This window comes from Cupriavidus malaysiensis (assembly GCF_001854325.1).
GTDB lineage: Bacteria > Pseudomonadota > Gammaproteobacteria > Burkholderiales > Burkholderiaceae > Cupriavidus > Cupriavidus malaysiensis.
In genome coordinates, this window is the sequence record NZ_CP017755.1 from 1,399,270 (window position 1) to 1,421,393 (window position 22,124).

Below are 22,124 nucleotides of genomic sequence, written 5' to 3' on the forward strand. Positions count from 1 at the left end.
TGTGGCGGGCGGATGGCAGAAGAAGCGCCCCGGTTCCGGATGTGCACTGGCGGGGCGCTGAATCGCGGTGATTACCTGTCAGGTATTCGCCCAGCCTCACCCGGCGTGCTGTAATACCGCCATGGACACCCTGACACCCGCTTCCGAAGCGGCGCTCGACTTTCCCGCGCTGCTGCGCTACTGGCGCAACCGCCGCGGCTACAGCCAGCAGGCCCTGTCGCAGGTCGCTGGCGTGTCGCAGCGCCATATCAGTTTCCTCGAGTCCGGCCGCGCCAGGCCGAGCCGGGAGATGGTGCTGGCGCTGGCCGAGCGCCTGGGCGTGCCGTTGCGCCAGCGCAACCGCCTGCTGCTGGCCGGTGGCTATGCGCCCGCCTACAGCGAACAGGGCCTGGCGGCGCCGCCGGCCTCCATGGTGCAGCAGGCCATCGCCCTGATCCTGGCCAAGCAGGAACCCTATCCGGCCGTGGTGCTCGACCGCTTCTGGAACCTGGTGGATGCCAACCAGGCCTATCGCCGCATGCTGGGTCTGCTGCTGCGCGGGCGCGCGCCGGCGGCGCTGGAGCAGGGCAGCGGCCGCGTCAACCTGATGCTGACGGTGTTCGACCCGGCCGGGTTGTGGCCGTCGATCGAGAATGCGCGCCAGGTCGGGCGCTACCTGCTGCGCCGCGTCTGGCAGGAACTGCAGGTACAGGCGCACGACCGCACCGCGCGCGAGATATTCCAGCGCATCGCCGTCTGGCATCCTGACATGGTCGGGCCGGGCGGCGTGCCGCTGTTCGACGATGAGGCTGGCGAAGGCGTGCCGCCGCCGGTGCTGCCGGTGGTGGTGGCGGGGCCGGGCATCCATGCGTCCCTGTTTTCCACGCTGACCACGCTGGGGATTCCGCAGGACGTCAGCCTGCAGGAACTGCGCATCGAGTGCTTCTTTCCCGCGGACCGCGCCTCCGCCGCCGCCTTCGAGGCGCTGGCGCAGTCCGCGCCGGCGTAAGGTTCAGACCGAACGCACGTGTTTGCGGCGGCCGCCAGGGTTGCCGGCGTCGAGGCCTGTGCGACAATGCCGGCTGTTTTTCCCGTCTTTACGAGGGCCCGCCCATGCTGTTTCCACGATGTCTCCGTGCCGCCGCGTTGATCGCCGGCGGCGTCCTGTGCTCTGCCGCGCATGCGCAGACGATGAACAACGCGACGGCCACGCGACCGGTCGCCACCGGCCTGTACCAGTGCGAGAGCGCCAGCGGCGATACCGTGTTCCGCTCCACGCCGCGCGATGGCTGCACCCTGTTGTCCGCCCCGGATCCCTCGGCTCCCGATCCGCAACGCTGGCTGCCCATGATGGGTGCCAACGGCGTGGTGAGTTACTTCGACACCGCATCGGTGCGCCGCCGCGGCAGCGAAGTCGGCGTGGTGCTGATGCGCAATGCCCCGTCGGGGGGCGTGATCCGCACCACCGCCGGCGAGCCGATCGCCTCCTCCCTCAAGCGCATGGTGCTCGATTGCGCCAGCTCGACCTACCTCGTCGTCGAGCAGACGCTGTACGGCAAGCGCTATGCCCGCGGCGAACCCCTCTATACCATCCGCGCTCCCGAGTCGCGTGCGCCGCAGTCCGCATCCAGCGGCACCATCGCCGGCGACCTGATGAACCGCCTCTGCCATTGAGCGTGCCACGCGCCGCGCCGTCCTTGCGGCGGCGCGCGTTGCTTGCTGCACCCGTCTCCAGGCGCTAGTCTGCGGCCGTCGCCGCCGTGGCTGGCGCTTGTCTCCCCAGGTTGCTGCCAAGTGCCCCCGGCGAGGTGATGCGTCGCCCGCAAAGCCTTGTGGCAAGCGGCGTTCGGGCAACCCTGTAGGAAAATGTTGCAAACGTTTCCGGGGTGAAACGTGACTTTTAAGGCTCCGCTTGCTAAGGTAATTCTTGCGCAATGCAGCAAGACTAAGCTGAGAGCGTCTCACTTGTTGCTGGCACCGAGCGGCAGAATTTTCGTCTGCTGGCCTGCCTCTTGCAACGGCTTCCGTCATCCTTTCCGTTTCAGGACTCTTCCTCCGGTTTTCATGTCCGAACCCACAGTGCTGTCCGGCAGCCTGGCAGCGAACTTCCGTCCCGCGATGCCGCGCCGTGCCGGCGCGCGGCGTTGTCTCCAGGCCCTGGCCGCATTGGTGCTGGGGTGGGCTGCGGCCGCGCATGCCTTCGACTTCAACATGGTGGCGGCGCGCGCGCGCCAGCTGGCCAGCACGCCTTACAAGGCCCCGGGCTCGACCAATGTGCCGCGCGAGTTGCGCGAGCTGCCCTACGAGCGCTATCACGAGATCCAGTTCAAGCCGGAGCACTTCCCCTGGCGCAACAACCGGCTGCCGTTCGACTTGTCCTTCTTCCACGAAGGGATGGTGTTCGATCAACCGGTGCGTATCAACGAGGTCGTCAGCGGCAATGCGCGCGAGATCCGCTTCGATCCCTCTGCGTTCCAGTACGGCCCGGTCAAGGTGGACCCGGCCCAGTTGAAAAAGCTGGGCTTCGCCGGCTTCCGCGTGCTGTATCCGCTCAACCAGGGCAAGCGCAAGGACGAGGTGGTGTCCTTCCTTGGCGCCAGCTATTTCCGCGCGCTCGGCAAGGACCAGTGGTACGGCCTGTCCGCGCGCGGGCTGGCGGTGGACACCGCGCTGAATTCGGGCGAGGAGTTTCCCCGCTTCGTCGAGTACTGGATCGAGCGCCCGGCAGCGGGCGACAAGCAGCTGACCATCTACGCCTTGATGGACTCGCGGCGCGTCGCCGGCGCCTATCGCTTCGTCATCAAGCCGGGCGACGAGACCGCGATGGAGGTCAAGGCACGCCTGTTCCTGCGCGAGAACGTCACCAAGCTCGGGCTGGCGCCGCTGACCAGCATGTACCTGTTCGGCGAGAACCAGCCGTCGGCCCAGCCCGACTTCCGCCCCGAGGTGCACGACTCGGACGGGCTGTCGGTGCAGCTTGGCACCGGCGAGTGGATCTGGCGCCCGCTGGTCAATCCGAAGCGCCTGCTGGTCACCTCCTTCGCGGCGACCAACCCGCAGGGTTTCGGCCTGATGCAGCGCGACCGCAGCTTCGCCAGCTACCAGGAAATCGGTGCGAACTACGAGCACCGGCCGAGTGCCTGGGTGGAACCCAAGGGCAATTGGGGTTCCGGCCGCGTGGAACTGGTGCAGATCCCGACGCCCGATGAGACCAACGACAATGTCGTGGCCTTCTGGGTGCCCGACAATCCGCCCAAGCCCAGGCAGCCCTTCGACTTCGAGTACCGCCTGCTGTGGCAGAAGGATGGCGAGCGCACGCCGCCGCTGTCCTGGGTCACGCAGACCCGGCGTGGCCAGGGCCTCACGCGCAAGGATGATGACACCAGTTTTTCCTTGCAGGTCGATTTCGAAGGCCCCATCTTCAAGAGATTGCAGGCCGACGCGCGTGTCGACGCGATGATTTCGGCCGACAGCAATGGCGAGGTGCTCAAGAGCACCGCACAGCGCAACCCGGCGACCGGCGGCTACCGCCTGACGCTGGTGGTGCGCCGTAAGGATGAAGGCAAGCCGGTGGAACTGCGCGGCTACCTTCGCAATGGCAATACAACCCTGTCCGAGACATGGAGCTACATCTTACCCCCAGGCTGAAGCGAGGCCAGGCGGCATGTGAACGCTATGTCGAATGCCTGCCTGCCTCGCCCGAACAGCGCCGGGCGCTGCTCGACGATGCTACGCGCGCCGGCGGCGGCGACGCGCAGGCCACCATGCATGCCCTGCAGGCCCGCTTGGCGCGGGCCGATGCCGGCACGGCCGCGGCAGCCCCGGCCGGCGCATCCGCGCCGGACGAGGCTGAGCACGACGACGGCTATGGCTCGGTCGGGCAGCGCTTTACCATGGCGTACGGCGAGGCCGGCGACGCTGCCGGCACGGCGGCAGGTCCCGTGCTGCAGCGGCGCGCCGACGGTACCGTGCGCGTCGATACCGGGCCGCGTCCGCAGCGCGGCGCCATGGTGCCCAAGCCTTGGCCGCCGCACGTGCTGGGCCACTGGCTGCGCAACCTGGCGCGCCGCCTGAGCGGCCGCCCGCCGGTGCCGGCGGTATGGGATACGCTGCACGACGGCCCGGATGCCCTGGGCACCTGGCACCCGGCCGGCTCCCACCGGCGCTGGGTGCTGCTGGCGCTGGTGCTGGCGCAGACCGGGCTCGCCACCTATTTCATGGCGCATGTGCTGCCCTATCAGGGGCGGGACCTGCTCGAGGTCGCCATCCTGACATTGTTCACGGTGCTGTTCGCCTGGGTGTCCGCCGGCTTCTGGACGGCGATGATGGGCTTCCTGGTGCTGGCCAAGGGCGGCGACCGCCACCTGATCTCGCGCAGCGCCGCCGCCGACGGCCCGATTCCGGCGCAGGCGCGCACGGCCGTCATCATGCCGATCTGCAATGAAGACGTGACGCGCGTGTTCGCCGGCTTGCGCGCGACCTACGAGTCCGTGCTGCGCAGCGGGCAGATCGACGCCTTCGATTTCTTTGTGCTGTCCGACAGCGGCAATCCGGACCTGCGCGTGGCCGAGACCGATGCCTGGATGGAGATCTGCCGCGCGGTCGGCGGCTTCGGGCGCATCTTCTACCGCTGGCGCCGCCACCGCGTCAAGCGCAAGACCGGCAACGTGGCCGACTTCTGCCGCCGCTGGGGCAGCCAGTACCGCTACATGATCGTGCTCGACGCCGACAGCGTGATGAGCGGCGACTGCCTGGCCACGCTGGTGCGGCTGATGGAAGCCAATCCCGGCGCCGGCATCATCCAGACCGCGCCGCAGGCGGTGGGCCGCGAGACCATGTACGCGCGCGTGCAGCAGTTCGCCACGCGTGTCTACGGCCCGCTGTTCACGGCGGGCCTGCACTACTGGCAGCTCGGCGAATCGCACTACTGGGGCCACAACGCCATCATCCGTGTGAAGCCCTTCATGGAGCACTGCGCACTGGCGCCGCTGCCCGGCAAAGGGCCGCTGGCGGGCGAGATCCTGTCGCATGACTTCGTCGAGGCCGCGCTGATGCGCCGCGCCGGATGGGGGGTTTGGATCGCCTACGACCTTGCGGGTTCCTACGAGGAACTGCCGCCCAACCTGCTCGACGAACTCAAGCGCGACCGCCGCTGGTGCCAGGGCAACCTGATGAATTTCCGCCTGTGGCTGAAGCAGGGTTTCCACATGGTCCACCGCGCGGTGTTCCTGACCGGAACCCTGGCCTATGCGTCGGCGCCGCTGTGGCTGCTGTTCCTGCTGCTGTCGACCGCGCTGCTGGCCAAGCACGAACTGGTGCCGCCCGAGTATTTCACGCAGCCTTACCAGTTGTTCCCGACCTGGCCCGAGTGGCATCCCGAGAAGGCGCTGGCGCTGTTCTCGGCCACGGCGACGCTGCTGTTCCTGCCCAAGCTGGCGAGCGTGCTGCTGCTGATGCGGCAGGCGCGCCAGTACGGCGGCCGGCTGGCGCTGCTGGGCAGCGCCCTGGTGGAAATGGTGCTGTCAGCCTTGCTGGCGCCGGTGCGCATGCTGTTCCATGCCAAGTTCGTGCTGGCAGCCTATGTCGGCTGGGGCATCAGCTGGAAGTCGCCTCCGCGCGAGGATGCGCAGACCGGCTGGGGCGAGGCGCTGCGCCGCCACGGCGGGCATACGCTGGTGGGGCTGGCCTGGGGAGCGCTGGTGTACTGGCTCAATCCGTCCTTCATCTGGTGGCTGCTGCCCATCGTCGGCTCGCTGGCCTTGTCGGTGCCGCTCTCGGTGTTCCTGTCGCGTGTCTCGCTCGGGCGCGCGCTGCGCCGCGCCAACCTGTTCGTGATCCCGGAGGAGGTGAGCGTGCCGCGCGAGATGCAGGACACGCAGCGTTTCGTCGAATCCGCGCACGCCAGCCCGGACTTCATCGATGCGGTGGTCGATCCCGTGACCAACGCGTTGCTCTGCGCGACGGGCAGCGCGCGGCGCGTGCAACCCGAAGCCGCGCGCCTGCGCAATGAAGCCCTGCTGCAGCACGCGCTGACCTCGGGCCCGGCTGCGCTGACCCCGGCCCAGAAGCTGCAGTTGCTGGGCAATCCGCTGGCGCTGGCGCGCCTGCATGCGCTGGTGTGGGGCTCGTCGCTGGCGCACGAAGACTGGAAGCGCACGCGCGCGGTGCTGCGTCGTGTGGCCGATAACGTGGTGCCGTTGCGCCAGCGTGCCGCGGCCTGAGGGTCCGCAGGTCCGCAGACCTGTTTGCGCGCCGCGGGTGCAAGGCCCGCGCGCCGCGCTGGCCGGCACCGCCTCCAGCGCCCCGGCGTTCCAGTGGTCGAGCAGCCTCAGCGCTGCGCCGTCGCGCAGATCGGTGCGCTGATGTAGACGTCGCCGACGCGGCGCTCGCCGCGCTCGTTGCGCGTCATGTAGCGGAACATCATGCTGATCCCGAGCTTGGTCAGGATCTCGACGTCACGGTTGGCGCAGATATTGCGCTGCAGGGGCGCGGCGTAGTTCACCTCGAAGCTGGCAAGGTCGAGCATCGGGCCGCGGTAGTTGGTCAGTTCGAGCTGGAACAGCACATGCTTGCCCGGCACCGTCTGGCAGCGCCGCAAGCGGGTCTCGGCATCGATGTCGATCGGCAGCGCATCGTTGAGCTGGCGGCAGGCACGCGCCAGCACGCTGTCGGGCCGGTTGGTATTGCGCAGCAGTTCGGGCACGCCCGCCGCGCCGGTGTTCTGGCCCGTGGCGGCACCCTTGAGCATGCGCGCCAGCGGTTCGGCTTCGTCCGCCGGCGGCTGCGAGGCGGCCTGCGGCCGGGCTGCGGCGGGGGCCGCCGCAGCGGGCGGCATCCAGGGCCCCGGTGCCAGCGAAGCGGCCAGGCCGAGCACAGCGAGGAGCGGCGTTTGTCTTGTTCTCATGCAGAAAAACGTTGCCCGGACCAGGGCCGTCAACCGCCGGCCAAGCTCATATGGCAGTGCGGTCGTCGGCCACAGCGTCGTCGACAGGCCGCATTGTACCCTTCCGCCCGCCTGCCGTGAAAGCCGCGCCACACATGGGATCGGCGGCGACGGGGCGGCATCGCGTGGACAGCTCTTCTCCTGCCGGTTTCGTTATGCTGTGCAACAATTGCGGCTTCGCACCATGCGTGCGGGCGTGCCTGCCCGCCGCGGCCAACCGATTGCAGGGTTCCCGCTATGACGTCTTCCGCCAGCGCGCAGCAGGCCGCGCGCTTCCCCCTCTGGCTGCTGGTCTGCGCCTCGCTGACGGCGCTCGCTCCGCTGTCCATCGACATGTATCTGCCGAGCTTCCCGACGCTGTCGGCCGATCTCGGCGTCGACATCGGCCGCATCCAGTTGACCCTGGGCACCTTCCTGGTCGGCCTGGCGCTCGGCCAGGCCTTCTACGGCCCCTTGAGCGACCGCTACGGACGCAAGCCGCCGCTGTATGTCGGGCTCGGCCTGTACGCGGCCGCGGCAGCCGGTTGCGCGCTGGCGCGCGATGTCGAGGCGCTGATGCTGTTCCGCTTCCTGCAGGCGCTCGGCGGCTGTGCCGGCATGGTGGTAGCGCGCGCGGTGATCCGCGACCGGCTGGCGGCGCACGAGTCGGCGCGCGCCTTTTCCTCGCTGATGCTGGTGATGGGGCTGGCGCCGATCCTGGCGCCCATCCTCGGCGGCTTCATCCTGCAGACGCTGGGCTGGCGTGCGATCTTCTGGGTGCTGGTGGCGGCGAGCCTGTCCATCCTGTGGCTGGTGCACCTGCGCATGGAGGAGTCGCTGGATCCGGCGCGTGCAGCGCCGCTGCGGCTCGGCCATGTGCTCGCCGGCTATGGCGAACTGCTGCGCGACCGCGAGTTCCTCGGCTACTCCTTGTCCGCCGGTTTTGCCCAGGCCGGGATGTTCGCCTATATCGCCGGATCCCCCTTCGTGCTGATCGAGCTGCACGGCATCGCGCCCTCGCACTACGGTTTCGTCTTCGGCGCCAACGCCTTCGGCCTGATCGCCATGTCCCAGTGCAATGCGCGGCTGGTGCGCGGCAGGCCGCTGGACCGCGTCCTGCGCGGCGCCTTGCTGGTGCCCTGCGCGGCGGGCCTGGGACTGGCCGGCGCCAGCCTCGCGGGCTGGGCCACGCTGCCGGTGCTGCTGGCGGGCTTCTTCCTCTTCATCGCCGCGCTGGGCTGCATCCTGCCCAATGCCTCGGCCATGTCGCTGGCCCACCAGGGCCATCGCGCCGGCACGGCCTCGGCACTGATGGGTACGCTGCAGTTCTCGCTGGGAACGCTGGCGGGCGCCGCGGTCAGCCTGTGGCATGACGGCACGGCACTGCCGCTGGCGGTGGTGATGGGCGTGTGTGGCGTGGGTGCCGTGCTGATGCGCGCCTACGGATGCCGCGGGGCAGGGCACCCCTGACGGGGGCGCGCCGGGTAAGTCGAACGCGCGTTTGGCGCGGGCCCGCAGGCTCAGGCCGCGGCCTGTACCGGTACCGCGGCGGCGCCGTTCTGGACCACCACCATCTGCGCCGGCATCGGTGCCGCGAAGCCGGCCTGGCCGAAGGTGTCGCGGATCACGCGGTTGGTGTCGAAATAGACCTGCCAGTAGTGGTCGTTGTTGCAGTAGGGCCGTACCGCCAGCACCGGTCCCACCAGCGTGAACTCCAGGATTTCCACGTCGACCGGCGGCTCCGCCAGCACGTTGGGGATGGCGGCGAGGCGTGCCTTGAGCAGCGCGGCCGCTGCGGCCGGGTCGGTGCTGCCGGCGAGCTGGGCCTTGAGTTCGACGCGGCGGTAGGGGTTGGCGCTGAAGTTCTGGATGGTGTCGGCGAAGATCTTGTTGTTGCCGACTACCGTCAGCACGTTGTCGGGCGTATCGAGCGTGGTGGAGAACAGGCCGATCTCCTTGACCGTGCCGGTGATGCCGCCGACGGTGACGAAGTCGCCGACCTTGAAGGGGCGCAGCACGATCAGGAAGGCGCCGGCGGCGAAGTTGGCCATCAGGCCGGACCAGGCCATGCCGATGGCGACGCCGGCGGCGGCGATCAGCGCGGCGAAGGTGGTGGTCTGGATGCCGAAGTAGCCGAGGATGCCGATCACCAGCACGACGTTGAGCGTGACGGTGACGATGGAGCCGACGTAGCGCAGCAGGGTGGAATCGACCTTCTGGCGCGACAGGGATTTCTGCACCAGGCCGACGACGAAGTGGATCAGCCAGCGGCCGACGATCCAGAAGGCGAGGGCGGAGAGTATCTTGACGCCGAACTCGGTGGCGTAGGCGGTAACCGTTTCCTGAAATTTCTGCAGCGTTGCGGCATCCATTGGCGTGTTCTCCCGGCTGGCTGGACAGAGATCGATCCCGGATCGGCGGATCGATGCGGATTCCTGCCTGCCGCGGCGGTGCCGGGCAGGCAAAAATCATTATTGCGCTGCCAAAATCGGAAGTTCAAGCAAACAATGGTAAGGCGCCGGGCGGCCTGCCGCCGCCCGGCGCCTGCCTGCCTTTGTCTGCCGGTTCTCGTTTACCAGTTGGTCTCACGCTCCGCGGTGGCGGAGATGCGGTGCAGCGACAGATCGGCGCCGTTGTATTCGGCCTCGGGATCGAGCCGGATGCCGACGAACTTCTTCAGCGTGCCATAGACCACCGTGCCGCCGACCAGGGCGATGACGATGCCCAGTACCGTGCCGATCAGTTGGGCCAGCAGCGATACGCCGCCGATGCCGCCCAGCGCGCGGGCACCGAAGATGCCGGCGGCGATGCCGCCCCAGGCCCCGCACAGACCGTGCAGGGGCCATACGCCGAGCACATCGTCGATATGCCATTTGTTCTGCGCCAGCGTGAACAGGTAGACGAACAGCACACCGGCAACCGCGCCGGTGGCCAGCGCGCCCAGCGGGTGCATCAGGTCCGAGCCGGCGCAGACCGCCACCAGGCCGGCCAGCGGGCCGTTGTAGGCGAAGCCCGGATCGTTGCGCCCGGCCCACCAGGCAGCCAGGGTGCCGCCCACCATGGCCATCAGCGAATTGATGGCGACCAGCCCGCTGATCTTGTCGATGCTCTGCGCGCTCATCACGTTGAAGCCGAACCAGCCCACCGCCAGCACCCAGGCGCCCAGCGCGAGAAACGGGATGTTCGACGGCGGATGCGCGCTGATGCGCCCATCTTTCTGGTAGCGGCCGCGCCGCGCGCCCAGCAGCAGCACGGCGGGCAGCGCGATCCAGCCGCCCACGGCGTGCACCACGACCGAGCCGGCGAAGTCATGGAAGGGCACGCCGGTCAGCGTGGTGATCCATTGCTGGACGCCCAGGCGCTGGTTCCAGGCGATGCCTTCGAAGAAGGGGTAGACGAATCCGACCAGTACGAAGGTGGCCATCAACTGGGGCGTGAAACGGGAGCGCTCGGCAATGCCGCCCGAGATAATCGCCGGGATGGCCGCGGCAAAGGTGGCCAGGAAGAAGAATTTCACCAGTTCATAGCCGCTTTTCTGTGCCAGCACGTCGGCGCCGACCATGAAATTCACGCCATAGGCCACCGTATAGCCGATGAAAAAATACGCAATAGTGGAAACCGCGAAATCCACCAGGATTTTGACCAGGGCGTTGACCTGGTTTTTCTTCCGTACCGTGCCCAGTTCGAGAAAGGCGAAGCCGGCGTGCATGGCCAGCACCATGATCGCGCCTAGCAGGATGAACAGGGCGTCGGTGCCGCTCTTCCAGTTGTCCATGAGTCCCTCATGCTCAAAATAGGCGCATGGGTATGCAAAAAGCGTTCCAAGTTGGGGCCGGTCGCACCATGGCATGGTGCGGACGCACCGTAGTGGGGGGTGTGGCGGAAGTCCCGGGACAAGCCGCCGCATCGAGGCGGGTCCGTGCGCACCGATTCGGAGCGGCCTGCTTTGGCTTTGTGCACCTAATCGGGGCGCGGCGCCAGAATGGGGCGTGCGCCGGGCGCGCCGGAGCCGGTCCGGTGCATGGCCGCCGACGGGGAGACCAGACCAGGCGGGGAGACGCATGGCCTGCGTTCATCGGCGGACGCATCGGCGGCATCGGTCGCACCGGAGGCGCCGATCATGCCGGCGTCATTGCCATTGTTTGCATTCCGGGACGCGTGCGAATAGCCCTGCCAGCTGCCTAAATCCGCTACAAAGGCGCGCCGGCGAAGGATTTGCGGGTTTTTTTCGTTGCGTCGGTGCCACTGGGGATTGCTCTCGGCGCAAAGGGCAGATTAGACTGCGCCGATCGGTGAACTGCCGCCTGGAGGCGGGGCCGGTGAAGACGACCAACAAGGGAAATCAGCCATGAATAAAGGTGAACTGGTATCTGCCATCGCCGCGGACGCGGAACTGAGCAATGCTGCAGCAGAGCGCGCGCTGAATGCCGCGCTGGACAATATCAAGAAGGCAGTCTCCAAGGGTGACTCAGTGACGCTGGTGGGCTTCGGCAGCTTCAGCTCGGGCAAGCGCGCAGCGCGCACCGGCCGTAACCCGCGCACCGGCGAGACGATCAAGATTCCGGCTGCGAAGACGGTCAAGTTCGCGGCTGGTCAAGGCTTCAAGGACGCTGTGAACAAGAAGAAGTAAGCCGTCCGCGGTTCATGCTTCGCGATAGAGCGGCCTTTGCGGCCGCTTTTCATTTTGCGGCGCGATGACGCCGCGCCGTGTCACGGCCGGCAGCCTGTTCCGGCGGTACACTGGCCGGGCCGCGCCCTGCGGGCGCCGACCTTTCCTTGGCACCAGGTAGCATCATGAACGAATTGCCCCACCAGCTTTCCATGACCGTGCTGATGACGCCGGACATGGCCAATTTCTCCGGCAATGTGCACGGAGGCACGATCCTGAAGTATCTCGACATGGTGGCCTATGCCTGTGCCAGCCGCTATGCCGGCAGCTACGTGGTCACCCTCTCGGTGGACCAGGTGACCTTCCGCCAGCCCATCCACGTAGGCGAACTGGTGACCTTCCTGGCGGCGGTCAACTTCACCGGGCGCAGCTCGATGGAGATCGGCATCAAGGTGGTGACCGAGAACATCCGCAGCAAGCTGGTGCGCCACACCAACAGCTGCTATTTCACCATGGTGGCGGTCGACGACGACGGCAAGCCGACCGAGGTGCCGCCGCTGCAGCCCCGCGACAAGGTCGAGCGCGAGCGCTTCGCCGCCGCTCAGCAGCGGCGCGCGCTGCGCCAGGAAATGGAGGCGCGCCAGCACCAGATCAAGGCCGCCCCGGCGGCCTGAGGGAGACGCGATGCGCACCATTGCCAGCGTGCTGGCCGCCGGCTTCCTGCTGGCGGCCGCGGCGGCGCAGGCCGAGGAGATCGGCAGCGTCAGCACCAATTTCCGCGTGACCGGTTCCGACAAGGTCGTCATCGAGGCTTATGACGATCCGCAGGTGGCCGGCGTCACCTGCTATGTCTCGCGTGCGCGCACCGGCGGCATCAAGGGCACGCTGGGCATGGCCGAGGATCCGCCGGAGGCCTCGATCGCCTGCCGCCAGGTCGGGCCGATCGCCTTCAAGGCACCGCTGCGCCAGCAGGACAATGTGTTCTCGGAGCGGATGTCCATCCTGTTCAAGACCTTGCACGTGGTGCGCGCGGTCGACCGCAAGCGCAACACCCTGGTCTACCTGACCTATTCCGACCGCATCGTCAGTGGCAGCCCGCAGAACAGCGTCACCGCGGTGCCGGTCGAAGCGGCCACGCCGATCCCGGTCAAATAGCCGGTCGGCAGGGCCATCGCGCGCCGGCGCTTCCTGCCATTGGGGGGGGGGGCGCGCCGGCGGGTGCCGCCGTCCGTCCCATCCCGTCGCCCTTTATTGGCCTGCCGGCGCCGCAGCGGGCCACTGTGCCATGGCGGCAGCTTCCACGGCGCAGTCGCGCTCCGGCGCCAGGCCGCGCGTGCGCGCGGCGGCCAGTTCCTGCCGCGCCAGCGCCAGGTCGGCGCGGAACACCGGGTCGGCATGCAGGCGCGCGACCGCAGCGGCACCCATCACGCGGCCGGCATTGGCGTCGCTCTGCCAGTGGACATTGCAGACCAGGCGGCTGTCGCCGAAGGCGCGCCCGCGCGCGAGGATGGCGGTGGCGCGTTCCGGCGCCACTTCGGCTAGCACCAGCGCCCAGGCCCAGCCGACCGCATTGTGGCCGGAGGGATAGGAGCCGTCCTTGACGAGCTTGGCCTCTTCCTGCGGCGTGCAGGTCGGCTGCCCGTTGACCATGAACGGCCGCTTGCGCTGGTATTGGTCCTTGGCGCGGTAGGTTGCCAGTCCGGCATCGGCCAGCGTGCGGCGCAGCAGCAGGTAGAGGTGCGGCGTGTCCTGGGCGTTGACCGGGGCCCCCAGCACGCAGCTGAAGGCGCCGGCCGCCTTCGGGAAGCCGAGCTCGGCGTCCTCGCTCGCAAGTTGCCAGCGCGCGCTGCCGCGCAGCGCGGTGGCGCGGCGCGCGATGTCGTCGTCGAGCGCCTGGGCGGCGGAGCCCGGCGCGGGCGGCGGGGGCACCAGCACCAGGCTGTCGGGCAGGTCCTGGCGCGGCAGGTAGCCGGCCAGGATGCCCGGGCGGATTTCGGGAACCTGTCCGATCGGGCTGCCAGCGGCACCGGGGCCGGCGGCACAGCCGCCCAGGGCCAGCAGGGCGGCGGCGCCGAGCAGCGCCAGCGCCGCGCCGGCAGGGCGGGGGCGGACCGGCTGCGGCGGCGTTATCGTCGCGGGGAGTGATGGCATCGGGGTGGTCTCCTTTCTACTTCCTGTTTTTGTTCTTGTTCCCGGCCTGCCGCCGGGCCCGTCGCGAGCCGGGCGGCAGGAGGGCGGGGCGGTCTCAGGCTGCCGGCCCGAACATGGCCCGCAGCGTGGACTTCAGGATCTTGCCATTGGCATTGCGCGGCAGCATATCGGGACAGAACAGGATACGCACCGGCACCTTGAAGGCCGCCAGCCGCTCGCGCAGGTAGTCCTGCAGTTCGGCCTCGCTGACGCCGGCATCCGGCTTGAGGCTGACCACCGCGCCGGGCTCCTCGCCGAGCGTCTTGTGCGGGATGCCGACCACGGCAGCGTCCATCACCGCCGGATGGGAGTACAGGGCGCTTTCCACCTCGATGCAGTAGATGTTCTCGCCGCCACGGATCAGCATGTCCTTCATGCGATCGATGATGTAGAGATAGCCCTCCTCGTCCAGGCGCGCGATATCGCCGGTCTTGAGCCAGCCGTCGACGAAGGTCTGGGCCGTGGCTTCCGGCTTGTTCCAGTAACCGCGCACGACGTTGGCGCCGCGTACCCACAGTTCGCCGGCCTGCCCGGGCGGCAAGGCCTTGCCCATCTCGTCGACGATCTTCATCTCGCCGATGGGCAGCGCCGGACCGGCGCTTTCCGGCCGGTGCACGTACTCTTCCGCGCTGTGGCTGGTGAAGGTGGCCGAGGTTTCCGTCATGCCCCAGCCGATGCCGGGCGCGGAAGCCGGGAAGACTTCCTTGATGCGCCGTACCAGTTCCGCCGAGGCCGGCGCACCGCCGTAGTTGACGTTTTCCAGGGAAGACAGGTCGAAGCGCGCACGCTCGGGATGTTCGATGATCTGCCAGGCGATGGTCGGCACACCGCCGGCCGCGGTGCAACGCTCGCGCTCGATCAGCCCCATCGCGCGCACCGGGTCCCAGCGGTGCATCAGCACGATCTTGCCGCCGCTGGCGATGGTGGCATTGAGCACCGCCATGCAGCCGGTCACGTGGAAGAAGGGGACCGACAGCAGCGAGCCCTTCTGCGCAGCTTTGGGATCCGGCGTGGGGATCGGCTCGCCGCGGCGCAGGAAGTTGCGCATCGGGCTGAGCAGGCCCGCCATTGCCACCACGCTGGCGTTGCGGTGGGTACCGATGGCGCCCTTGGGTTTGCCGGTGGTCCCCGAGGTGTAGAAGATGGTGGCGTCGTCGTCCGGCGCGAGCGCAATGTCCGGCGGCGCGCAGGGCGGCAGGCCCTGCCAGTCGGACGCCGGGCCGAGCAGCGACTCCAGCGCGCGCACCTGCACGCCGGCCGGCAATGCAGGCAGCGCGTCTTCGCTGCGCGAGACGTAGATCTTCTGCAGCGCGGGACAGGCGCCGAGATGCGGCGCGATGCGCTCCAGGCGCTCCGCATCGACGATGGCGACGCGGCTGCCCGAGTCGGCCAGGCCATATTCCAGCTCGGCGCCGGTCCACCAGGCATTGAGCGGCGTGACGATGGCGCCGGTGAGCAGTGCGCCATAGAAGGCAACCGGCCACTCGGGCAGGTTGCGCATGGCCAGGGCCACGCGGTCGCCCTTGCGCACGCCGTCGCGCACCAGCGCATCGGCCACGGTCAGCGCGGCGCGGGCGAAGGCTTCATAGGAAACGCGCTCGTCCTCGTAGACGACGAAGGTCTTGTCGCCGTGGCTGCGGCCCAGCAGGAACAGCTCGCGCAGCGTCGGCGGCGCGTTCTTCCAGGTGGTGACGGGTATTCCGCGTACCGTCACCGTTTCGGTTTCGAACGGGGCACCGGGCGCGGTCAGGCGCGCGTGCGCCTCGGCCAGGCTGATGGCCGGCCAGGCGCCGGCGGGCGAAGGGCTAGTCATGACTGCCTCCCTGTCTGCAGGCAGGTTGGATGGGGCCGGGCACGCGGGCGCGGGGCCCGGTGCGCCGGGCCGCCGCTGCGGGACTGCCCGGATCAGGGATCAGATGGTGACGCCGCCGTCGACGACCAGGGCCTGCCCGGTCATGAAGGAACTGGCCGGCGAGGCCAGGTAGCAGGCCGCGCCGGCGATCTCCACCGGCTCACCGATGCGGCGCAGCGGCGCGCCCTGGGTGGATTGCTTGTAGCGCTCGGGATCCTCCCACAGGGCCCGGGCGAAGTCGGTCTTGATCAGTCCCGGGGCGATGCAGTTGACGCGCACATTGTGCGGGCCGAACTCGACCGCGAGATTGCGCGCGAGCTGGAAGTCGGCGGCCTTGGAGATGTTGTAGACGCCGATGGTGGGCGAGCCGCGCAGGCCGCCGATCGACGAGACGATGATGATGGAGCCGTCCTTGCGCTCGATCATCTGCGGCGCCACCATCTGGATCAGCCAGTGGTTGGAGATGACGTTGTTGTCCAGCACCTTGCGGAACTGGTCGTCGCTGACGCCGGCCATCGGGCCGAAGTAGGGGTTGGAGGCGGCGTTGCAGACCAGCACGTCGATCTTGCCGAAGGCGCGGTTGGTCTCGTCGACCAGGTTCTGCAGGTCTTCCTTGGAGGAGATATTGGCGGGCACGACGATGGCGGTGCCGGCGCCGTGGCGCGCGTTGATGGCATCGCAGACTTCCTGGCAGGCCTCTGCCTTGCGCGAGGAAATGACTACCTTGGCTCCCTGCACGGCCAGTTGCTCCGCGATGGCGCGGCCGATGCCGCGCGACGAGCCCGTGACGATGGCAACCTTGCCCGTCAGATCAAACAATGACATGTTGTCTCCTGATGATGCGCGGCCGTCCCGTCAGGGCGGCGCTGCTGGCTTTCCGCTTGGATTGGTCGGCGATGGCCCGGCGTCGGCGACGCCGCGGGGCACTGCCTTACCGACCGGTACATTATGTGTGAGGCGGCGCGGCCCAGTCCACAGCCGCGGGCGCGCGGCGGCGCGCATATCAGCATTCTTTTTGCCGGCAATGCGCGCGGTGCATGGTGCCGCCTGCAGTGCAGGACACGCCGGCCCGCGCGCCCCGGGCGGGCCGCGTCGGGACCTGCCGGAGCGCATCGGGACGTGCGGGAATCCCCGCCTCGTCAGGCCGGGCGGCCGCCGGCCAGCAAGGCCGGCAGCGCCTGCGCCAGTCCGGCGCGGCTGGCGGCGTCCAGCACGATGCCGAAGCGCGTGTCCAGCACGTCCAGCACCGCCTGCGCATCCGCCAGCCGCTCGCGCTGCACGCTGCCGTCGGCGGCGCGGGCGGCGAATTCGCCATCGCCCAGCGTGAGACGGGTGCTGCCCTCGGTGCGTGCCACCATCAGGCGGCGCAGGAAGATGCTGTCGGGATGCGTGGCGACGTACCAGTTGCGCGGCACGAAATCGAGCCAATGCTGCGGTGCGAGGTCGAAGCGGTAGACCTGGCGCCAGCCGCCGTCGCCGCGCGCTTCGAGATCGAAGGCCGGGTAGGCGCCGGTCGCGGCCGATGCCGGCACCGCGGCCAGGCGATAGGGCCGGGTGTCGTCGCGCTCGCCGTCGAGCGGCAGCGCGCGGTCCGGCGTCGGGCCGCCGAAGCCGACGTCGACGATGTAGCTGCGGTGCGCCGCTTCGACGCGCAGCAGCATGTGTGTCTGCAGCGTCAGCCGGTCCGGCGGCACCTGCCAGCGCACACGCGCCGCCAGCGGCGTGACGCGGAAGCCGAGCGCCTCGAGCGCGGCGGCCAGCAGCGTGTTCAGTTCGAAACAGTAGCCGCCGCGTGCGCGTGTCACCAGCTTGTCGAACACGCTGTCGGCATCGATGGCGACGGGCCGGCGCAGCAAGGGGTCGATGTTCTCGAAGGGGATGGCCGCGAGCTGCGCGGCGATCAGCGCATCGAGCGCGTCGCGCTCGGCCCGTGCCGGTGCATCGATGCCGACGCGGGTGAGGTAGGCGCGCAGGCGGGCGGGGTCGAGTGTCGTCATGGCGGCGGGAACGTTGAGCGGCAGCGCAGGGGCGCGTGCAGGGGGCGGGCGGCGTGTCGCCTAGCCGAGCGCCGCCAGCGCATCCGGGTCGAGCAGCTCGATGCCGGCGTAGTGCAGGCGCAGCAGGCCGCGCGCTTCCAGGTCGCGCAGGGCCTGGTTGACGGTCTGGCGCGACAGGCCGAGCATCTGCGCGAGTTGTTCCTGCGGGATGCGCAGGGTGCGCGGGGCCGGCGCCGCCTGGCTTGCGCCGGTGCCGCCGCCATTGCCCTGGGCCAGCGCGGCCAGCCGGCGCGCGGTGCGCGCCAGCGGCGCCAGCAACTGCGCCTCCTCGACGAAACGGAAGGCCTGGCGTGTCTTGGCCGCCAGCAGCCGGCCGAATTCCGGCCACCACTCGGGGTGGGCCTGCAGCCGCCGCAGCAGCTTCTCGCGCGGCACCAGCAACACGCTGGCGGCGCTGACGGCGTGCGCGTCGTGGGTGCGCTGCAGGCCGTCGAACAAGCAGATCTCGCCGAACCAGGTGCCCGCTTCCAGCAGCCCCAGCAGGGCGGCCTTGCCGGCAGCGCTGACGGCATCGACCTGCACGGTCCCGCTCAGCACGCAGTAGAGGCCGTCGAACGGGTCGCCGCGCGAGAACAGCGCCTGGCCGGGGGCGAGCGAGCGCGTGGCGGCATCTTCGAGCAGTGCCTCGCGCAAGGGCGCGGGCAGGGTGCGGAACCAGGCGCCTTCCTGCACGGTAGCGAATGCCGGCGGCGCCAGGGTGGGATGCGGGGGCCGTGAACGGGTGGGCTGCGATGCGATGCCCATGGTCGATATCTCCAGTCTTGGCGGCCGGGCAACTGTCAAAAACCGGACAGACCCGGCCGGTGCTGCCTAATACTATACGGCCAGCCCGAATGGCGCGCCCGCTTCCGATCCCGGCGGGACCGCGCCGAGCCTCAAGGAGACCTGGATGAAGACACTGATCGAGCACCTGGCCGGCTATGCCGCCTACCATCGCGATCCGCGCAACGTGCTGACGCATTTCGTCGGCATACCGATGATCGTGCTGTCCGTGACCACCCTGCTGGGCCGGCCGGCGCTGGCGCTGGGCGACGGCTCGGCCTTCGTGACGCCGGCCATGGTGGTGTACGCACTGTCCTGCCTGTTCTACCTGCGCCTTTCGCTCGGCTTCGGCCTGGCCATGCTGGTCCTGCTCGGCGGCTTCCTGCAGGCCGGCGCCTGGCTGGCGGGTCTGCCCACGGCACAATGGCTGGCGGCAGGCATCGGCCTGTTCGTGGTGGGCTGGATCATCCAGTTCGTCGGCCATTACTACGAGGGGCGCAAGCCCGCTTTCGTCGACGACCTGACGGGACTGATCGTGGGGCCGCTGTTCCTGGTGGCCGAGGCCGCCTTCTGGCTGGGGCTGGCGCGCGAGACGCGCGCAGCGATGGAGGCACGCGCGCACTGAGCGGCCGGCGGCGCAGCGCGCCGGCCGGTTCGCAGCATGCCAGCCGCTTCAGGTAGATAACGTCAGGCAGGCAACGTCAGGCGCGCGGCGAGCCCGCCGAGCGGGCTGCTGTCCAGCGTCAGGCGGCCGCCGTAGAGGCCGGCCACCTCGGTCACGATGGCCAGGCCCAGGCCGCTGCCGGCGGCGCTCTCGTCGAGGCGGCCGAAGCGCTCGGTGGCCAGGGCGCGCGCCTCGGGCGGCATGCCGGGGCCGTCGTCTTCCACCAGCACCTGCAGCATGGCCCCGGCGGTGGCATTGTCCACGGTGCCGGCAGGGGCCGCACCGGACTCCGCGCCGGACTCCGACAGCGAGACCCGCACGCGCGAGTGCGCCCACTGGCAGGCGTTGTCGAACAGGTTGCCCAGCATTTCCAGCAGGTCTTGCCGGTCGCCGGCGAAATGCCCGCTGCCGTCCACCGCGATCTCGAGTCCCTTCGCCGCGTGCAGGCGGCCCAGCGCGCGCGCCAGTTCGGCGGCTGCCGCGGCGGCGTCGATGCGCGTGCCGCGCGAGGCGGCCGCGCCGGCAGCGCGTGCGCGCGCCAGGTGCCGTTCCACCTGGCGCCGCATTGCTTCGATCTGCCGCCGCGCGGATGCCGCCGCCGCGCCGGGCAGCGCGTCCGCGTCGTTGGCCAGCACGGCCAGCGGTGTCTTGACCGCGTGGGCGAGATCCGCCGCCTGCCGGCGCGTGCGCTCCAGCGCCTGGGCATTGTGCGCCAGCAGCGCGTTGATCTCGCGCACCAGCGGTTCGACCTCGCTCGGCCAGGCGCCGCCGAGGCGGCTCTCGCGGCGCGCCTGCATGCCGGCCAGGGCCTGTCGCAAGCGCGCCAGCGGCGCCAGGCCGAATTTCACCTGTGCCGCCACCGCGAGCAGCAGGCCGGCGCCGAGTGCCGTCAGCGACCACCACAGCATCCGGTTGAAGGCCTGGCGCGCGGTGCGCAACTCGGTGCGGTCCAGTGCCACGGCCAGCTCGACCGGCGTGTCGGCCGATGCCAGCACGATGCGCCGCGCCACCACCAGCAGCGATTGGCCCTCCGGCCCCGGCCGCACGTCGGCGGTGGTGCCATCCACCCGGCGGGTGGCGGCGGCCGGCATTTCCGTATCCCACAGCGAGCGCGAGCGCAGCAGCGCCTTGCCGGCACGGGCCTGCCAGTAGGCGCCCGAATACGGCAGCTCGTAGCGCGGGTCGGCCGGCGCGCGGGTCAGGACCAGGTGCCCGCCGTCCCAGTCGAGGGCGGCGGCCAGGCTGCTGAGCTGGTGTTCGAGCTGGCGCACGTAGGTCTGGTCGACATGGCGTGCGAACAGGGCCGACAACAGCCAGCCGGTGCCGCCCAGCGCCGCCACCAGCCACACCGCCGCCACGGCCAGCAGGCGCAGCGCCAGCGAATGGCGCAGCATGCCGCCGGCGCGGCCGCCCGCGCCGGTGCCTGCGCGCGGCGGCGCGCTCATGCCGGCTCCGGTGGCGGCCGCAGGCGGTAGCCCTGGCCGCGCACGGTCTCGATCACGTCGACGCCCAGCTTGCGCCGCAGCCGTCCGACGAAGACCTCGATGGTGTTGCTGTCGCGATCGAAGTCCTGCGCATAGATGTGCTCGGTCAGCGTGCTCTTGCTGATCACGGCGCCGGGATGGTGCATCAGGTAGTCGAGTACCTTGAACTCGTGCGCGGTGAGCGCGACCGGGGCGCCGTCCACGCTCACGGTGCCGGCACGCGCATTGAGCCGCACGGGACCGCAGGCCAGCTCCGGCGACGGCATGCCGTGCGCGCGCCGGATCAGCGCACGGATGCGCGCGAGCAGCTCTTCCATGCGGAACGGCTTGGCCAGGTAGTCGTCGGCGCCGGCATCGATGCCTTCCACTTTCTCGGTCCAGCTGTCGCGCGCGGTCAGGATCAGGACCGGCACCGCGACCGCCGCGGCGCGCCAGCGGCGCAGCACGGTCAAGCCGTCCAGGCGCGGCAGGCCCAGGTCGAGGATGACGGCGTCGTAGGGCTCTTCGCTGCCCAGGTGCCAGCCGTCGATGCCGTCGGCGGCATGGTCCACGGCATAGCCGGCCTCGCGCAGGCTGGCGCCGACCTGCGCGGCCAGCGCGGCTTCATCTTCCACCAGCAGGATGCGCATGATGTCAGGAGCCCTTCCTGGCCTGCTCGATGCCGTGTCCCTTGGCCTTGAGCAGGGCCGCGCTGCGGGCATCGTATTCGAGCTTGGCCACCGAGCCGTTCGGCAGCAGCAGCTTGACTTCGTACTGCCAGGCACCGTCGTCGCGCTCCAGCTTGACGCCGATCACATCGCCGGCGAACTGGCGCGAGACGGTGTCGAGGATGCGCGACAGCGGCAGGATCTCGCCGGCCTGCACGGCGGCGCGCGCGCGGTCCGCGTCCTTGTCGGCGCGCGCGGGCAGGGACGGGCCCAGCGACAGCGCGAGCAGCAGGGCCGCGAGGATGGCAGGGCGCCGGGGCGGCCGGCGGAAGCGGGAGGCATGGAGCATAGGCGAAGGAGCGTGCCAGGGATGCGCTGAACGGAAGCTGAACGGCGGGCTCAGCCGGCGTTCAGGCGGGCGGGCGCAGACTGCGAAGCCTCTCCACCGTCCCGCACCGCCATGCCCGCAGAGCTTACACGCCAGCATGATATCTCTCACGCCGCGCGTCCCGGCGCCGTCCGTTCGCCTGACGGCCGCGCCGCGCCACCCGCTTCGCTCCGCACGCAGGCGCTGCTGGCGCTGGCGGCGCTGTCGAGCCTGCTCGGCGTGGCCGCCCTGTTCGCGCTGCATGCCGGCCTCGGCGCCGTGCTGGCCGAATGGCGGCGCTGCGGCAGCAGCCTGGCGCTGATCGCGCTGGGCGCGCTGGCAGCGGGGCCGCTGCTGGCCGCCTGCCTCGATGAGCGTGACGGCGACGAGGGCTAGCGCCGCGCGCGCAGCGATGCCTGCACGCCATGGCGAATGTACGGCGGCCTGCCTGGGCCGTCTCGCATGGACACCTTTCTCGGGCTGCACTACACTCGACCGCGATAAAACGCACGACCGTTCGAATTTATACGTCCGACGCATGGTCTGCCATGAATGCTCGACATGACCATTGCGGCGGTGTTTCTACCCTCG

21 protein-coding genes are annotated in these 22,124 nt (G+C 69.7%); 10 read left to right on the forward strand and 11 right to left on the reverse strand.

Annotation, left to right across the window (positions count from 1 at the left end):
- The first annotated feature begins 121 nt into the window (after positions 1-121).
- The 4 genes from BKK80_RS25825 (at position 122) to mdoH (ending at position 6,200) form a co-directional block, all read left to right on the forward strand.
- A complete protein-coding gene (locus tag BKK80_RS25825; RefSeq protein WP_071071849.1) occupies positions 122-988 on the forward strand; it encodes a helix-turn-helix domain-containing protein in 867 nt (288 codons plus the stop codon).
- A 104-nt stretch (positions 989-1,092) separates the two neighbouring features.
- Positions 1,093-1,653: a surface-adhesin E family protein gene (locus tag BKK80_RS25830; RefSeq protein ID WP_071020775.1), complete on the forward strand. Its 561-nt coding sequence runs from the start codon at positions 1,093-1,095 to the stop codon at positions 1,651-1,653.
- A gap of 444 nt (positions 1,654-2,097) precedes the next feature.
- Complete coding sequence (locus tag BKK80_RS25835) at positions 2,098-3,627, forward strand: glucan biosynthesis protein G (RefSeq protein WP_071073314.1); 1,530 nt, start codon at positions 2,098-2,100, stop codon at positions 3,625-3,627.
- Complete coding sequence (gene mdoH, locus BKK80_RS25840; RefSeq protein ID WP_071071851.1) at positions 3,600-6,200, forward strand: glucans biosynthesis glucosyltransferase MdoH; 2,601 nt, start codon at positions 3,600-3,602, stop codon at positions 6,198-6,200. The genes BKK80_RS25835 and mdoH overlap by 28 nt, the downstream gene beginning before the upstream one ends.
- A gap of 107 nt (positions 6,201-6,307) precedes the next feature.
- Here the strand turns inward: mdoH and BKK80_RS25845 are convergent, their stop codons facing one another.
- On the reverse strand, positions 6,308-6,883 hold the full coding sequence (locus BKK80_RS25845) for a hypothetical protein (RefSeq protein WP_071020771.1): 576 nt from the start codon (positions 6,881-6,883) through the stop codon (positions 6,308-6,310).
- A 276-nt stretch (positions 6,884-7,159) separates the two neighbouring features.
- On the opposite strand from BKK80_RS25845, the gene BKK80_RS25850 reads away from it, so the two are divergent.
- Positions 7,160-8,371, forward strand: coding sequence for a Bcr/CflA family multidrug efflux MFS transporter (locus tag BKK80_RS25850; RefSeq protein WP_071020770.1), 1,212 nt, complete (start codon positions 7,160-7,162; stop codon positions 8,369-8,371).
- A gap of 50 nt (positions 8,372-8,421) precedes the next feature.
- On the opposite strand, the gene BKK80_RS25855 is transcribed toward BKK80_RS25850, so the two are convergent.
- A complete protein-coding gene (locus BKK80_RS25855; RefSeq protein ID WP_071020768.1) occupies positions 8,422-9,273 on the reverse strand; it encodes a mechanosensitive ion channel family protein in 852 nt (283 codons plus the stop codon).
- A 200-nt stretch (positions 9,274-9,473) separates the two neighbouring features.
- Positions 9,474-10,676 (reverse strand): ammonium transporter, encoded by a 1,203-nt coding sequence (locus BKK80_RS25860; protein ID WP_071071853.1) that lies wholly within the window; start codon positions 10,674-10,676, stop codon positions 9,474-9,476.
- Between the two features lie 573 nt (positions 10,677-11,249).
- Between BKK80_RS25860 and BKK80_RS25865 the strand changes: the two genes are divergently transcribed.
- From BKK80_RS25865 to BKK80_RS25875, 3 genes are all read left to right on the forward strand, one after another.
- Positions 11,250-11,531: an HU family DNA-binding protein gene (locus BKK80_RS25865; protein ID WP_071020764.1), complete on the forward strand. Its 282-nt coding sequence runs from the start codon at positions 11,250-11,252 to the stop codon at positions 11,529-11,531.
- A gap of 164 nt (positions 11,532-11,695) precedes the next feature.
- Entirely contained in the window at positions 11,696-12,184 is a 489-nt protein-coding gene (locus BKK80_RS25870; protein WP_071020761.1) for an acyl-CoA thioesterase, read from the forward strand.
- A 10-nt stretch (positions 12,185-12,194) separates the two neighbouring features.
- Entirely contained in the window at positions 12,195-12,665 is a 471-nt protein-coding gene (locus BKK80_RS25875) for a CreA family protein (RefSeq protein ID WP_071020759.1), read from the forward strand.
- 93 nt (positions 12,666-12,758) lie between these two features.
- Here the strand turns inward: BKK80_RS25875 and BKK80_RS25880 are convergent, their stop codons facing one another.
- The 5 genes from BKK80_RS25880 to BKK80_RS25900 all read right to left on the reverse strand — a co-directional run bounded on the left by BKK80_RS25880 (position 12,759) and on the right by BKK80_RS25900 (position 18,353).
- Entirely contained in the window at positions 12,759-13,661 is a 903-nt protein-coding gene (locus BKK80_RS25880) for an acid phosphatase (protein ID WP_084085420.1), read from the reverse strand.
- A 94-nt stretch (positions 13,662-13,755) separates the two neighbouring features.
- Positions 13,756-15,513, reverse strand: coding sequence for a class I adenylate-forming enzyme family protein (locus tag BKK80_RS25885; protein ID WP_071071855.1), 1,758 nt, complete (start codon positions 15,511-15,513; stop codon positions 13,756-13,758).
- Between the two features lie 99 nt (positions 15,514-15,612).
- Entirely contained in the window at positions 15,613-16,377 is a 765-nt protein-coding gene (locus tag BKK80_RS25890; protein ID WP_071020753.1) for an SDR family oxidoreductase, read from the reverse strand.
- A 314-nt stretch (positions 16,378-16,691) separates the two neighbouring features.
- Complete coding sequence (locus tag BKK80_RS25895; RefSeq protein WP_071020750.1) at positions 16,692-17,549, reverse strand: arylamine N-acetyltransferase family protein; 858 nt, start codon at positions 17,547-17,549, stop codon at positions 16,692-16,694.
- A gap of 60 nt (positions 17,550-17,609) precedes the next feature.
- Complete coding sequence (locus tag BKK80_RS25900) at positions 17,610-18,353, reverse strand: Crp/Fnr family transcriptional regulator (RefSeq protein ID WP_071020748.1); 744 nt, start codon at positions 18,351-18,353, stop codon at positions 17,610-17,612.
- Positions 18,354-18,498: 145 nt separating this feature from the next.
- Here BKK80_RS25900 and BKK80_RS25905 point away from each other — a divergent pair, with 145 nt between their 5' ends.
- Entirely contained in the window at positions 18,499-18,996 is a 498-nt protein-coding gene (locus tag BKK80_RS25905) for an Mpo1 family 2-hydroxy fatty acid dioxygenase (RefSeq protein ID WP_071020745.1), read from the forward strand.
- A 62-nt stretch (positions 18,997-19,058) separates the two neighbouring features.
- Here BKK80_RS25905 and BKK80_RS25910 read toward each other — a convergent pair whose 3' ends face one another.
- Genes BKK80_RS25910 through BKK80_RS25920 form a run of 3 tightly spaced genes read right to left on the reverse strand, consistent with a single transcriptional unit; the run spans position 19,059 to position 21,515 of the window.
- Complete coding sequence (locus tag BKK80_RS25910) at positions 19,059-20,480, reverse strand: sensor histidine kinase (protein WP_232346362.1); 1,422 nt, start codon at positions 20,478-20,480, stop codon at positions 19,059-19,061.
- Positions 20,477-21,148 (reverse strand): response regulator transcription factor, encoded by a 672-nt coding sequence (locus BKK80_RS25915; protein WP_071020743.1) that lies wholly within the window; start codon positions 21,146-21,148, stop codon positions 20,477-20,479. Before BKK80_RS25915 ends, BKK80_RS25910 begins: the two co-directional genes overlap by 4 nt.
- A 4-nt stretch (positions 21,149-21,152) precedes the next feature.
- Positions 21,153-21,515: a PepSY domain-containing protein gene (locus BKK80_RS25920; protein ID WP_071020740.1), complete on the reverse strand. Its 363-nt coding sequence runs from the start codon at positions 21,513-21,515 to the stop codon at positions 21,153-21,155.
- 111 nt (positions 21,516-21,626) lie between these two features.
- Between BKK80_RS25920 and BKK80_RS25925 the strand changes: the two genes are divergently transcribed.
- Positions 21,627-21,929 (forward strand): hypothetical protein, encoded by a 303-nt coding sequence (locus tag BKK80_RS25925; protein ID WP_071020738.1) that lies wholly within the window; start codon positions 21,627-21,629, stop codon positions 21,927-21,929.
- The last annotated feature ends 195 nt before the right edge of the window (positions 21,930-22,124 follow it).